This window comes from Uliginosibacterium gangwonense DSM 18521, from assembly GCF_000373965.1.
GTDB lineage: Bacteria > Pseudomonadota > Gammaproteobacteria > Burkholderiales > Rhodocyclaceae > Uliginosibacterium > Uliginosibacterium gangwonense.
Map to the genome: position 1 here is coordinate 124119 of NZ_KB892865.1, position 11968 is coordinate 136086.

Genomic DNA, 11968 nt, shown 5'->3' on the forward strand with positions numbered 1-11968 from the left:
TTTTCCCAAGTGGGTTGAAACAAGCTTATTCAGCGCTGGCAATAGCCGGAACCAGTTCTTCTTCCACCGCCTCACGACGACTCCGGGTGGTCAGGAAATAGGCATAACCTACCGCCAACAAACCTACAAATATCCCGGCAATCAGGCGGTTGTAATAAACCATTGTCACCATGCAGACCACTGACGCAGCCAAGGCGAAGGCCGGAACCAGCGGGAAGCCGGGAGCACGGAACGGACGTGCCAGGGCAGCTTCAGTCCGGCGCAGCTTGAACAGGCTGGCCATGCTCAGGATGTACATCAGGATCGCGCCGAACACCGACATGGTGACAATATTCGCCGTTAGCGTCTGGCCACCAAAGGTCAGCCACTCGTCACTAAAAATCGCCAGGATGCCCACCACACCACCGGCCAGAATGGCCTTGTGCGGAGTCTTGAAACGTGGATGCACCTCTGCAAACATCTTGGGCAGGAAACCGGCGCGAGACAGCGCGAAAATCTGACGCGAATAGCCCAGAATGATGCCGTGGAAGGAGGCAATCAGCCCGAACAGACCCAACCACACCAGCATATGCAGCCATCCGCTGCTATCGCCCACCACGCGCTTCATGGCTTGCGGCAAGGGATCATTGATGTTAGACAGCGCCTTCCAGTCACCCGAGCCACCGGCAAACACCATCACCCCAATCGCCAACACCACCAGCGTCAGAATGCCACCAATATAGGCAATGGGAATCGAACGTTTGGGGGTCTTGGCCTCTTCCGCCGCCATGGCCACACCTTCGATGGCTAGAAAGAACCAGATTGCAAACGGGATCGCCGCCATGATGCCCGACAGCGAACCAATGCTGAATGAATCAGCCCCTGCCCAGCCACCTTGCATGAAATGGCTCATGGAGAAATCCGGCGCCACCACTCCCATGAAGACAAGCAACTCGACAATCGCCAGAATGGTGACAAACAGCTCAAAGCTTGCAGCAATCTGTACGCCAACAATGTTCAGGGCCATGAAAACAACATATGCCCCCACCGCAATCGCCTTTGGATTGATCGATGGGAATTGCACATTCAGATAGGCGCCGATGGCCAGTGCAATCGCCGGAGGGGCGAACACAAACTCAATGAGGGTGGCGGCCCCTGCCAGATAGCCCCCCACCGAACCAAAGGCGCGGCGACTATACTCAAACGGCCCACCGGCATGAGGGATCGAAGTGGTCAATTCAGTAAAACTGAAAATGAAACTGGTATACATTGCCGCCACAAAAATGGCAGTAACGAGAAACCCCAGGGTTCCTGCCGAAGCCCAACCGTAACTCCAGCCGAAGTACTCGCCTGAAATCACGAGACCGACGGCAATGCCCCACAACTGAAGCGTCCCAAGAGTGGGGCGCAACGCGGAACTATCTGTTGTGCTCATGATAACCCTTCCAATCTGCATATCCATGAATTGCGCCAGCCAATGCGGGCCAGCGTGCGTATGCTTGGTGCACGGTTTTCGTACAGATGAAAACCTTGGATTTGGCACCGCATAGAGACAAGATTAGTGAGCGCAACCTTGCGGCGTTATCGAAATTTGGCAAAGTTTAAAAATGCACCAAAGCGGGATGCAATCGGATTCCATGCACAATTTCAAAGCATGCTTTTTTACCCGCCTGCGAATGCAACCGCATCCGCATCGCCACTACTCGACCATGCATTGCAGACACATGCAGATGTCCTTTCCATCCGCCTGACGACCCAAGATGGTGCCCAGCCTAAAAAACGCCGTGATCGGGAGGCAACACCACGCGGACGGACACCAAGCGAGAACAAGGCACGCCCCTTTGGTTACGCTGCATATTTCTTCGTCTTGATGCATTGCTTCGGTGGGCCGGAACAGGTGTGCTAAACTCCGCCGGGGCTCGCTGTGGAAAAGCGGGACCGTTCAGCCCAGCATCTTTTGCTGGGCCTATTTACATGGAGGTGCATCATGAGCAGAAAAAACCCAACACAGGTGCCATTTCGAAGTCACCAGCAAGCGTCGTAAAGGCTTCCCGTCGGAAACCCAGGTTCGCGCTGGTTTCCGCGTCGTTCATGGCGACAAGGAATTGCTCGAAAAACTTGGCCGACAAGACCCCTGCCCCTGCGGTTCGGGCAAATCCTTTCAGGCGCTGCTGCCTGAAATCGGGCAGCTTTCGATGGAAGCAATCGTGATGATTACTTCCGCTAGGCATACGCCAAGCTAGACCACCAGCACAGGGCACGCATTACAAACCGCAAAAAAGTGATGCGTGCCTTTTTTGATGGAGAGATGGCTTTGAGATATCGCACCTTCTGCAAAATCCTGGCAGCATGTTTGCTCATGATGCATGGATTGATTGCACAAGCAGCTGAAATGCCCAAGGAGGTTCAAACATTCATTCAGCGACGCGACACCTGCGATCACTTTCGAGGTGAAGAAGGCTACAGTAAGGCACGCCAAGCTCTCATCAATCGTCGTCTGCACCAATATTGCACGGGCACCGACGCCCAGTTGGCCCGATTGAAAAGAAAGTACGCGGGCAATCCAGAGATTATCGAAAAGATGGACGCATACGAAGCCACGATTGAAATATCTACACGCCGTACCCGGTAGTTTCCAGATACAAACAGCCCAAATCGATCACTCGTTCCCAAAAAAAAACCCGCCGAACCGAAGCGGGTTAATCCTCAATGGATACGGCAACGCGAGCTGTTGCATCCAAGGAGCAAGGGAGGAAACTTGCTTTTACTCTAGGTCAACTTCTGGTACACGACCATCAAGAATTGTCAGAAACAATTACATGTTGCGATTGTTCGCAAAATTTCCGCACTACACTTTCCAGCCTGCATTACCCCTTCGGGTATACCCACAACTTTCTTCAATTTGGCCAAAAATGTACACGAGCCTATGGCATCTAGTGCCAGTTGAGCGCTTGCGGACAACGCATAACTGATGCCATGCCTGCAGTGGCGGCACTCGGATTGCGCCTGCTATTGAGGAACGATAGCCCCCCAATCGGCAGCAAATACTTTTCTTGGCGGCAAACATTCACTATCATCACTTGATGTTCACGAGCAATGCGCAACGTCCTCACTTCGCCTGCAACCCTCTGTTTGAGTCACGTATTGTCCACAACAGTGGCGGCAATGTGGGCGTTTTTGGTGAAATCCGCAGTCCACTCTACTTATCATGACAAAAAATTCCACACTCACCTGCTTCAAGGCTTATGACATCCGAGGAAAACTCGGCGATGAATTGAATGAGGCCATCGCCTACCGTATCGGTCGTGCTTTTGGTGAATATCTCAAACCCAAATGCGTAGCGGTGGGAGGAGACGTGCGCCTGACCTCTGAAGCACTTAAGCACGCGCTGGCTGAAGGCTTGATGGATGCGGGGGCTGATGTGATTGATATCGGCATGAGCGGAACGGAAGAAATCTATTTCTCCGCATTTCACCTGGATGTAGACGGGGGGATCGAAGTCACCGCCAGCCACAACCCACTTGATTACAACGGCATGAAGATGGTCAAGCGTGGCGCGCAACCAATCAGTGGCGACTCTGGCTTGAATGATATCAAACGGCTGGCCGAGGAAAACAAATTCCCTGCGGTTGGCAAACGTGGCTCGCTTACGCAAACAAATATTCTATCAGCGTATGTTGATCATCTGCTGGGCTATGTAGACCTTTCCGCCATTCGCCCGCTCAAACTCGTGGTCAACGCCGGGAACGGGGCAGCCGGGCATGTGGTGGATGCACTGGAAGCGCGCTTCCGGGCGGCAAACGTTCCCGTTGAATTCATTAAGGTTCATCACAACCCGGATGGGCATTTCCCGAACGGCATTCCCAATCCACTTTTGCCGGAATGCCGCCAAGATACTTCCGATGCAGTCCGGCAACATGGTGCAGATATGGGGATTGCATGGGATGGAGACTTTGACCGTTGCTTTCTGTTTGATGAAACTGGGACATTCATTGAGGGCTACTACATTGTTGGCCTGCTGGCTGAAGCGTTTTTGCAGAAAAACCCTGGTGCCAAGATCATTTATGACCCACGCCTGACCTGGAACACGGTTGACGTCGTCACCCAGGCGGGGGGGCAACCGATTCTGTGCAAGACCGGGCACGCCTTCATCAAGGAACGCATGCGCAAGGAAGACGCCATATATGGCGGCGAAATGAGCGCCCACCACTATTTCCGCGATTTTGCCTATTGTGACAGTGGCATGATTCCCTGGCTGCTGGTAATGGAACTTCTGAGTCGCAAAGGTATGGCACTTTCGGCATTGGTGAAGGAGCGGATCGCCAAGTACCCGTCTTCTGGTGAAATCAATCGCAAACTGGCCGACGCCAAAGCCGCCATCCAGCGCATCCGTGAAACCTACGAGAAAGATGCTGCCGCCCTCGACACCACGGATGGCTTAAGCCTGGACATGGGGGATTGGCGCTTCAATTTACGTTCATCCAACACCGAGCCTGTGCTGCGCCTGAATGTGGAGAGCCGTGGTGATATTGCGCTGATGCAGGCAAAGACCAGGGAGCTACTGAACCTGATTGAAGCCGAATAGAAGCTTGATTGATTCGCTGCGCACGCCAGACGTGCCAGCAAGAAAAAAGGCCATGCAAGCATGGCCTTTCCGATATTACTCCATCATGATCGAACCAAGCGATCAGTGATGGTGATGCCCTTCTGGACCATGCACATGGCCGTGGGCAAGTTCTTCTGCCGAGGCGGGACGCACGGCACTCACCGTCACGTCAAAAACCAGCGCAACGCCAGCCAGGGGGTGGTTGCCGTCAACGACCACCTTTTCGTCGGCAATGTCGGTCACGCGGAAGATCATGTCTTCCTCGCCTTCGTCGCCCACGCGCTCGAAAGACATACCCACTTCCACAGTGTCGGGGAAGCAGTCACGATCTTCGATCAGCACCAGACTTTCGTCATACTCGCCAAAGGCATCATCGGGCTGGAGCTTCACGCTCAGCTTTTCACCCACCTTCAAACCATGCAGCTTTTCTTCCAGAAGCGGAAAAATAGCGTCATAGCCGCCATGCAGATAGACCAGCGGCTGAGCACCGTCATCCACCACGTTGCCATCAGGGTCCTTCACCTTGTAATCAAGCGTGACGACGGTGTTCTTTACGATTTCCATTCTTTCTCCCGGAAAGATTTTTCAATAAATCAAGCACATTGTCGGTGTGCATCTGCACATCGACCTTGTATTCCACATGCCACAGCCTACCATCGTTGCCGACGATAAACGTGGCGCGCTGCACGGCAGGGCGTACTGCTTCCCCACCCCTGGCGTCCTGCCAAACCCGGTAGAGTTTGCAGGCAGCGCCGTCGGCGTCCGAGAGCAGGCTGAAACCCAAGCCATGTTCATCCCGAAAATCCGCGTGCGTGGAGCAATCGTCCAGACTCACGCCGACGACCCGGGCACCATAACGGTGAAAGTCTTCTTCGTGATCCGAGAAGCTGATTGCCTGACGCACACTCAGAGGCATCTTGTCATGCAGGTAAAAATGCAGGACGACGATATCCTTCTGCCACGCTTCGGCCAACTCAAAGGACTCCATGTCAGCATCCAGCAGACAAAAATTTGGCGCCGGGAAACCCGACGCCAGCACGGTTGGCTGCTGTACGGCGAATTCTACCCCGCCTGTCCCTGCAACACTATCAGTTAACCACGCGGCAAGCTGTCCCATGATTCCCCCTAAAGTCGTACCTACATTATCTGGAATAGACGAGGCAGGCCAGAAGGACAAGGCAGATGTGCGTTCCTTACAACATTTTCACTTGCTCAGCGGCGGCAGACCATAGCGCTGGCGAACGCGTGAGCATTCACTGTTAAGTATCCCGAACACGCCGTGCGGGGCAAACTCCCGGCAGGGGTCCGGGCGGAATTCATAGATGCCGCAGCGCACCGACTCCCCGATCTTGCCCACCAAGGCCACGCAACGTGGCGGAGAGCGATCCGTGCCACGCATCCGGCAGGTCTCACCTGTCTCATCGTCGGCCAGCGCATCGGGCACGCAACCGCCTTCGCTGACGAGTTGGCTGCGGTGGAAGGAGACATGCAGGCTGGCACAACACGCGCCACAACTGATACAGGGGTCCAACTTGTCTTCAGCCATGCGTGTCTCCATTCAGGTCGGTTCTCAGGCGAAACAACGCTTGGCCGGACGCCTGGTACTTGCGCTCAAAAGGCGTCATGGCCTGCTGTGGTGCCCAGTCGTCCACGCTGGGCGTGTGTCCGGTCAAAGCCCCCAAGGCCAGCGCCATCTCTTCGATATAGATACGCCAGTTGCTGCGACACTCCAGCACCCCGCCCAGGCGCGGAATGTGCGGGAACACCGCATGCCCATGCCAGCGCCGCGCCAGTTGGCCGATCTTGGGCCAGGGGTTGGGATACAAGATGTAGTGGCGCGCCAGCCGAATCCCTTGGACATCTAGCAGGCGCCAGAAGTCGACCAGATCGGCGCGAACAAAGCAGAGATTTTCCGGGATATCCTCCGGCTTGCCTCGCCCGAGCCGATCCTCACTCTGATCGACCCCCATCACGAAGTGGTCGGGGAAGTCCTTGGCAATCGCCAGCGAACTCCACCCCACCCCACATCCGGCATCCAGGATCAAGGGGCTGCGCTGATCCCAGCGCGCCATGGCCTGCTCAAAAGCAGTGACATTCCAGGGCGCAAAAGGTTTGCGAAAGACTTCCTGGCGATGCCGCTCCAGCAAATCGAGCAGGTGTTCATGCGGCCCGGTCTGAGCGGTATTGATTGAGCGCGAGTTGGCAAACATTTCAGAGCACCCCTGCCTGTTGCATCGCCTGGGCAATCTCGCCCACCTCGCGCATGGCGCGGATATGCGTGTGCAGGCGCTCCGCCTCCGGGTAATTGCGGCGCAGCAAATTCAACCATTGTTTGAGTCGTCCTGGCGCGTGTCGCGGCCCTACTTTGAGGAGCACGCCCTGCCAGAATTCGCCCAGCAACGGGGCCAGGCGCAGCCAATCTTGTGCCAGAGAACGCGGCTGTGCCCCGGTCTGCACGGCACGGATACGCTCCACGAGGAAAGGGTCGGCCACCGCGCCTCGCCCAAGCATCACATCGGCACAGCCACTTTCAGCACGGCAGCGCTCATAGTCTGCAGTCGTCCAGATTTCGCCGTTTGCCACCACCGGCACCTTGATGGCCTCGGCAATCCGCCCCAGCAGATGCCAGTGCGCGGGCGGGCGATAGAATTCGTCCCGAGTGCGGGCATGTACCACCAGTTGCTGGATGCCTCCGCTGGCAATGGCCTGGGCGGCCTCGACACACCGCCCGGTATCCCGCACGCCCAGACGCATCTTGGCGCTAAAGGGCACGCGCCCGGCCACGGCCTGTGCGCACTGTACGGTGATTCGATGCAGCGTTTCCGGTTCGTCGAGCAATGCCGCGCCCCCGCCATGTCGATTGACCAGGGGCGCCGGGCAACCAAAATTCAAATCCACCCCGGCAGGCTGCATGCCCGCCAGACGATCGGCGTTCTGTGCCATGAATTCGGCGTCCGACCCCAACAACTGCACGCTGACCGGTGTACCGGAATTGGTGCGCGCCCCCTGTTTCAACTCTGGCGCCATGCGGTAGAACGCCCGGCGCGGTTGCAACGCATCGGTGACGCGGATAAAGGGCGTCACGCTCACGTCGTAGGCCACGGAACGGGTGAGCAGCTCACGCATAAGCTCATCGATCAGCCCCTCCATCGGGGCGAGCAGAACAAGGGACATCAGGGAAGATGAAAGTCGTGCAAAGGCGGGATTCTATCCATGTTGCAGCAAGGCCCCAAGCATATGCGCCAAGTGCGTGTTATCTTTGTAGTGTAGGGATTTGAAACTGGAAACACGGAACACAAAAAGTGATAGTTGTTGACCTGATCTGCTCCGCCGAACATCGGTTCGAAGGATGGTTTGCCTCGCAGGAAGCATTCGAACACCAGAATGCGGCCGGGATGGTGTCGTGCCCTAAATGTGGCGCCACCCATATCCGCCGGCTACCTTCTGCCCCGCATCTGGCCCGGGCCATAGCGCCAACGCCAGCCCCCACGCCACCTGCCGTACCCCCGGAGGCGGTTGCCAAGCTGATCGAAGCCATTCGGGAGCATGCGGCCAATTCGGAGGACGTAGGAAGCCGTTTCCCGGAAGAGGCGCGGCGCATCTACTATGGCGACGCGGAGGAACGCGCCATCCGTGGGCAGGCCAGCCCACGGGAAGCCCTGGATCTGCTGGAAGAAGGGATCAGCGTCTTGCCTGTTCCGCCAAAGGAAGACCTGCATTAGCAGAGGCTGCTGCATTGCGGGCCTCCGGCACAAAGCACAAGGGAAACAGAGCGTCGAATGCCGCATTCAGGCGCTTTGCAGGCACTCGGGCGAACCAGGGCTGATGGGCTTTCTTGTGAGGGAATCGGATTTTCATCGTACGTTCTCCTTTGCTGGAAGGAGCATAGACGCAGCAGATGACAGGCCCATGACACGTCACAAACGAAAAGAGGAAGACCGAAGCCTTCCTCTTTGAACCTGGAGCGGGAGACGAGTCTCGAACTCGCGACCTCAACCTTGGCAAGGTTGCGCTCTACCAACTGAGCTACTCCCGCAATAAAACTATACTTCTTGGAGGCGCGAGCCGGAGTCGAACCGACCTACACGGATTTGCAATCCGGTGCATAACCGCTTTGCTATCGCGCCCCTTAAACCTGTACTACGTGACGCTGACAACTCAACGCCTCACACAATTCACAAGAAAAGCGGCCAAACTTTCCTTAAAATCCTGGAGCGGGAGACGAGTCTCGAACTCGCGACCTCAACCTTGGCAAGGTTGCGCTCTACCAACTGAGCTACTCCCGCGCTGAGAGAAAGAATTCTATACCATGGGGCGAGAATGTCAAGCCTTATGTGAATCTTTTCCTTCAGGCAACGGGCCGACAGCCGCCCAGGCACGCAGTAGCAGGCTCTCATCCGCGTCACGCAATTCGTTGGGGTCCGAGAGAATCTGACGAAAACGTTTGGCCCCCGGTAGGCCATTTGCCAAGCCCAAAATGTGACGCACCACCGCACGTATCGGGGTGCCATGCTCTTCACGCTCCGCCCGGCAATACTTGGCAAGCTCGGCCAGAATCGGCCCGCGCTCCGGTTGCCAGTGCTCATCATAGAGAACGCGTTGCCATTCCACCAGGGCCCAGGGGTTCTGGTACGCCTCACGCCCAATCATCACTCCATCCACATGACGCACCTGCTCCAATATGCTGGCGGTATCGCATAAGCCCCCATTGAGGAGGATTTCCAGATGCGGAAACTCCCGCTTAAGCTGATGCACCACTTCATAGCGCAGCGGTGGCACCTCGCGGTTCTCCTTGGGGGAAAGCCCCTTGAGCCAAGCGTTACGGGCATGCACGATGAAAATGCTGCATCCGGCCTGCTCCACCCTGGCGATGAAATCACGCACAAAGGCGTAGTCCTCAATGCGGTCGATACCGATCCGGTGCTTCACACTCACCGGCAGGCTGCACGCCTCACGCATGGCCTGCACACAATCGGCCACCAGTTGCGGCTCATTCATCAGGCAGGCACCAAAAGCCCCCTTCTGGACCCGTTCGCTGGGGCAGCCGCAGTTTAGATTCACCTCATCGTAGCCCCACTCCTGGGCCAACTCTGCGCAACGCGCCAAGTCCTTGGGTTCGCTCCCGCCCAGTTGCAGGGCAACCGGGTACTCACAGGGATTGAAGCGCAGATGCCGGGGCACATCACCGTGCAGCAACGCCCCGGTTGTCACCATCTCGGTATAGAGCCACGCACTGGGCGCCAGCAGGCGGTGAAAGGCGCGGCAATGGCGATCCGTCCAGTCAAGCATGGGCGCCACGGTCAAGCGCCGGGGCGGGAGGGCGGAAACAGGAAGAGTCATGTCTGATTCAGATAAAACTACAGTTGCAAAAATCAGGAATCCCGTCCACAGGAAGTGAAATGGGATGCCTGCAAAATTTCCAAAGGCTCGGTAGTCGGCGCATCCGGCTGCTCGGCAACAATTGCCAGATCAGCCGCATACAGGATATTGCGCGTCAGCACCCAACGGAAATGACTGTACACCGGGTTCGCTTCCAGCAGATAGAAACCTTCCGCAGTCTGCTCGGGCGGCGCACCAATAGCGGCCACACCAGGCACCACGGCAGCCAACAACTTGTTGGTACGCGCAAAGTGCAATGCCTCGTTCTGTACCGCCGCCAGCCAGATGCGCTTATCCACGCGCCCACTCACCCAGGTCTTGGGGCTGGGGTTGAAGACCCATGTCTCGGCGACCAGAGCGGAGGTTTCCTGATGCTTGGTCACATGCACGGCCAATGCACCACCCAGAGAAAACCCCGTCACCACCACCCTCACCCCTTTGTATTGGGGACGGCTGGCAATTGACTTCAGGTAACGGCGGGCCAGCCTATATTGGGTCAGGTCAAAACCAAAATTGGTGTTATGCCAATCCGCATCATCGTTTGAACCGGTATAGGCGACCACCACCTCTTGCAATGGGCCTTGGGCATTGTCGGCGTGGATTTCAAATGCGGCCGCCTCAAAACCAGAAGGATCGCGGCGAGGACGATCCACCTCACGCATCCGGTCTGGCACGGTGAAATGATGGGTCTGCCCTTCCCGATTATTCTTCTGCAAAGCAAGCGCGGCAGCCAAGGCATACAAATAGCCGCGTTTGGCAATCAGGAGATGGCGCTTGTCAAATGGGCGCTGCTGCGCATTCAAAAACCGCTCGTTACACCAGAATCGGGAAGTCTCCGCTCCCCACGCCGTTGTCGCGGCAAACGCCAACAACAGCGCACTCATCCACTTCTTCCACATCACCCGCCGACACCCCAACACAAGGCACATCCTGCCCACAAGGGAGGCAGTCTACCCGATGCCTGCGGCGAACCCAAATTACACCGCCATCTGGCTGGTTTGCCATTATCAATAGGCGGGCAACATCAGCGTAAAAGGAAGTTCCTCACCAGACTGCGGGGTCATGTTTTCGCTGTAATCAGTTTGTTTGCTTACATTTTGGCGCTTTCTTCCGCGCACCAATCCCCACATAATTACTGCTTTGCGTTTTTTGCCTGATCCCCATGAATCTGCTTCACGTATTGATCCTGGCCATTGTCCAGGGAGCGGCTGAGTTGTTGCCGGTTTCCAGCTCGGCTCACGTCATCCTGGCCGAAAAGCTCATGGGGCTGGACCCTACGGCACCGGCCATGACCATGCTGCTGGTGATGCTGCACACAGGCACCATGTTCGCCGTGATCGTGCATTTCTGGAAATCCTGGCAACGCGCCTACTTCAGCTCCCGACAAGTGTTTCTGCGCACATGCGGATACGTGGTGCTAGCCACCACCCTGACCGGGGGGATCGGCCTCTTCCTCCAGGCCATCATCAAGCACACCATCATGGGCAATGCCCCGGGATTCGAGATCGAAAACCTGTTCGGCAACCCACGCCTGATTGCAAGTGCGCTGGCAGCAGCAGGCATTCTGATCATCTTCTCCAGCCGTTTGCGGCAAACCGACCAGCGTGACATCTCGTGGCGCAGTGCCGCGTGGATTGGCGCGGTGCAGGGCCTATGCCTGCCCTTCCGAGGCTTTACCCGCTCAGGTGCCACCATCTCGACAGGCATGGTGCTGGGCGTCGCCCGCACCAAGGCAGAAGAATTCAGCTTTGCGCTGGCGGTGGCACTCACCCCCGCCGTGATCGTGCGGGAGGCGTATCGCCTGTACAAAGCCGAAGCAGGCCATTCCACCCAACTGCTAGCAAGCCTTGGCCCCAACCTGCTTGGCATGGTGTTAAGCTTTGGTGCGGGCCTCCTGGCCTTGCGCTGGCTTTCAAGCTGGCTGGAACATGGGCGCTGGCACCTGTTCGGCGCCTACTGCCTGATTTTCGCAGGTGTCGTGCTGGCTGTAGGTTAAACAGCACA

Annotated in this window: 14 protein-coding genes and 3 tRNA genes; 6 read left to right on the plus strand and 11 right to left on the minus strand. The window is 56.8% G+C overall.

All coding sequences use genetic code 11. The annotated features are described in order from the left end of the window. Positions 1-25 precede the first annotated feature (25 nt). Entirely contained in the window at positions 26-1414 is a 1389-nt protein-coding gene (eat, locus tag B145_RS0119400) for an ethanolamine permease (RefSeq protein ID WP_018609606.1), read from the minus strand. Positions 1415-1540: 126 nt separating this feature from the next. On the opposite strand from eat, the gene B145_RS0119405 reads away from it, so the two are divergent. The 4 genes from B145_RS0119405 (at position 1541) to cpsG (ending at position 4564) form a co-directional block, all read left to right on the plus strand. Then, complete coding sequence (locus tag B145_RS0119405) at positions 1541-1885, plus strand: hypothetical protein (protein ID WP_018609608.1); 345 nt, start codon at positions 1541-1543, stop codon at positions 1883-1885. A gap of 199 nt (positions 1886-2084) precedes the next feature. Next, complete coding sequence (locus B145_RS29685) at positions 2085-2222, plus strand: SEC-C metal-binding domain-containing protein (RefSeq protein WP_211209879.1); 138 nt, start codon at positions 2085-2087, stop codon at positions 2220-2222. 41 nt (positions 2223-2263) lie between these two features. After that, positions 2264-2611, plus strand: coding sequence for a hypothetical protein (locus B145_RS26375; RefSeq protein ID WP_018609612.1), 348 nt, complete (start codon positions 2264-2266; stop codon positions 2609-2611). A gap of 576 nt (positions 2612-3187) precedes the next feature. After that, positions 3188-4564, plus strand: coding sequence for a phosphomannomutase CpsG (gene cpsG, locus B145_RS0119420; RefSeq protein ID WP_018609613.1), 1377 nt, complete (start codon positions 3188-3190; stop codon positions 4562-4564). Positions 4565-4666: 102 nt separating this feature from the next. Here cpsG and B145_RS0119425 read toward each other — a convergent pair whose 3' ends face one another. From B145_RS0119425 to B145_RS0119445, 5 genes are all read right to left on the minus strand, one after another. Continuing rightward, positions 4667-5149, minus strand: a complete 483-nt coding sequence (locus tag B145_RS0119425) for an FKBP-type peptidyl-prolyl cis-trans isomerase (RefSeq protein ID WP_018609614.1) — start codon at positions 5147-5149, stop codon at positions 4667-4669. Next, positions 5115-5702, minus strand: coding sequence for a peroxiredoxin (locus B145_RS0119430; RefSeq protein ID WP_086010506.1), 588 nt, complete (start codon positions 5700-5702; stop codon positions 5115-5117). The genes B145_RS0119425 and B145_RS0119430 overlap by 35 nt, the downstream gene beginning before the upstream one ends. Before the next feature lie 87 nt (positions 5703-5789). Beyond that, a complete protein-coding gene (locus B145_RS0119435) occupies positions 5790-6131 on the minus strand; it encodes a YkgJ family cysteine cluster protein (RefSeq protein WP_018609617.1) in 342 nt (113 codons plus the stop codon). After that, entirely contained in the window at positions 6124-6795 is a 672-nt protein-coding gene (gene trmB, locus B145_RS0119440) for a tRNA (guanine(46)-N(7))-methyltransferase TrmB (RefSeq protein ID WP_018609619.1), read from the minus strand. Before trmB ends, B145_RS0119435 begins: the two co-directional genes overlap by 8 nt. Position 6796: 1 nt before the next feature. Next, positions 6797-7759, minus strand: coding sequence for a tRNA dihydrouridine synthase (locus tag B145_RS0119445; protein ID WP_018609621.1), 963 nt, complete (start codon positions 7757-7759; stop codon positions 6797-6799). 128 nt (positions 7760-7887) lie between these two features. Between B145_RS0119445 and B145_RS0119450 the strand changes: the two genes are divergently transcribed. Next, entirely contained in the window at positions 7888-8307 is a 420-nt protein-coding gene (locus B145_RS0119450; protein ID WP_018609623.1) for a DUF1178 family protein, read from the plus strand. A gap of 238 nt (positions 8308-8545) precedes the next feature. Here the strand turns inward: B145_RS0119450 and B145_RS0119455 are convergent. The 5 genes from B145_RS0119455 to B145_RS0119475 all read right to left on the minus strand — a co-directional run bounded on the left by B145_RS0119455 (position 8546) and on the right by B145_RS0119475 (position 10848). Continuing rightward, positions 8546-8621, minus strand: a tRNA-Gly gene (locus B145_RS0119455). Positions 8622-8638: 17 nt separating this feature from the next. Then, positions 8639-8712: transfer RNA gene (locus B145_RS0119460), tRNA-Cys, on the minus strand. An 83-nt stretch (positions 8713-8795) separates the two neighbouring features. After that, positions 8796-8871, minus strand: a tRNA-Gly gene (locus tag B145_RS0119465). A 37-nt stretch (positions 8872-8908) separates the two neighbouring features. Continuing rightward, the gene (gene dusA, locus B145_RS0119470) at positions 8909-9925 is read right to left on the minus strand and encodes a tRNA dihydrouridine(20/20a) synthase DusA (RefSeq protein ID WP_051082628.1); all 1017 of its coding nucleotides are present in this window, start codon (positions 9923-9925) and stop codon (positions 8909-8911) included. Positions 9926-9957: 32 nt separating this feature from the next. Beyond that, positions 9958-10848 carry a Tle-like phospholipase domain-containing protein gene (locus B145_RS0119475; RefSeq protein ID WP_018609626.1) on the minus strand — a complete coding sequence of 297 codons (891 nt, stop codon included), beginning with the start codon at positions 10846-10848 and terminating at the stop codon, positions 9958-9960. A gap of 278 nt (positions 10849-11126) precedes the next feature. On the opposite strand from B145_RS0119475, the gene B145_RS0119480 reads away from it, so the two are divergent. Beyond that, complete coding sequence (locus B145_RS0119480) at positions 11127-11960, plus strand: undecaprenyl-diphosphate phosphatase (protein WP_018609628.1); 834 nt, start codon at positions 11127-11129, stop codon at positions 11958-11960. Positions 11961-11968 lie beyond the last annotated feature (8 nt).

Excerpts from the sequence above, each read along its gene's own strand:
- eat (WP_018609606.1), bottom strand. The coding sequence starts at position 1,414 with ATGAGCACAACAGATAGTTCCGCGTTGCGCCCCACTCTTGGGACGCTT.
- B145_RS26375 (WP_018609612.1), top strand. The coding sequence starts at position 2,264 with ATGCGTGCCTTTTTTGATGGAGAGATGGCTTTGAGATATCGCACCTTC.
- cpsG (WP_018609613.1), top strand. The coding sequence starts at position 3,188 with ATGACAAAAAATTCCACACTCACCTGCTTCAAGGCTTATGACATCCGA.
- B145_RS0119425 (WP_018609614.1), bottom strand. The coding sequence starts at position 5,149 with ATGGAAATCGTAAAGAACACCGTCGTCACGCTTGATTACAAGGTGAAG.
- B145_RS0119430 (WP_086010506.1), bottom strand. The coding sequence starts at position 5,702 with ATGGGACAGCTTGCCGCGTGGTTAACTGATAGTGTTGCAGGGACAGGC.
- B145_RS0119435 (WP_018609617.1), bottom strand. The coding sequence starts at position 6,131 with ATGGCTGAAGACAAGTTGGACCCCTGTATCAGTTGTGGCGCGTGTTGT.
- trmB (WP_018609619.1), bottom strand. The coding sequence starts at position 6,795 with ATGTTTGCCAACTCGCGCTCAATCAATACCGCTCAGACCGGGCCGCAT.
- B145_RS0119445 (WP_018609621.1), bottom strand. The coding sequence starts at position 7,759 with ATGTCCCTTGTTCTGCTCGCCCCGATGGAGGGGCTGATCGATGAGCTT.
- dusA (WP_051082628.1), bottom strand. The coding sequence starts at position 9,925 with ATGACTCTTCCTGTTTCCGCCCTCCCGCCCCGGCGCTTGACCGTGGCG.
- B145_RS0119475 (WP_018609626.1), bottom strand. The coding sequence starts at position 10,848 with ATGAGTGCGCTGTTGTTGGCGTTTGCCGCGACAACGGCGTGGGGAGCG.
- B145_RS0119480 (WP_018609628.1), top strand. The coding sequence starts at position 11,127 with ATGAATCTGCTTCACGTATTGATCCTGGCCATTGTCCAGGGAGCGGCT.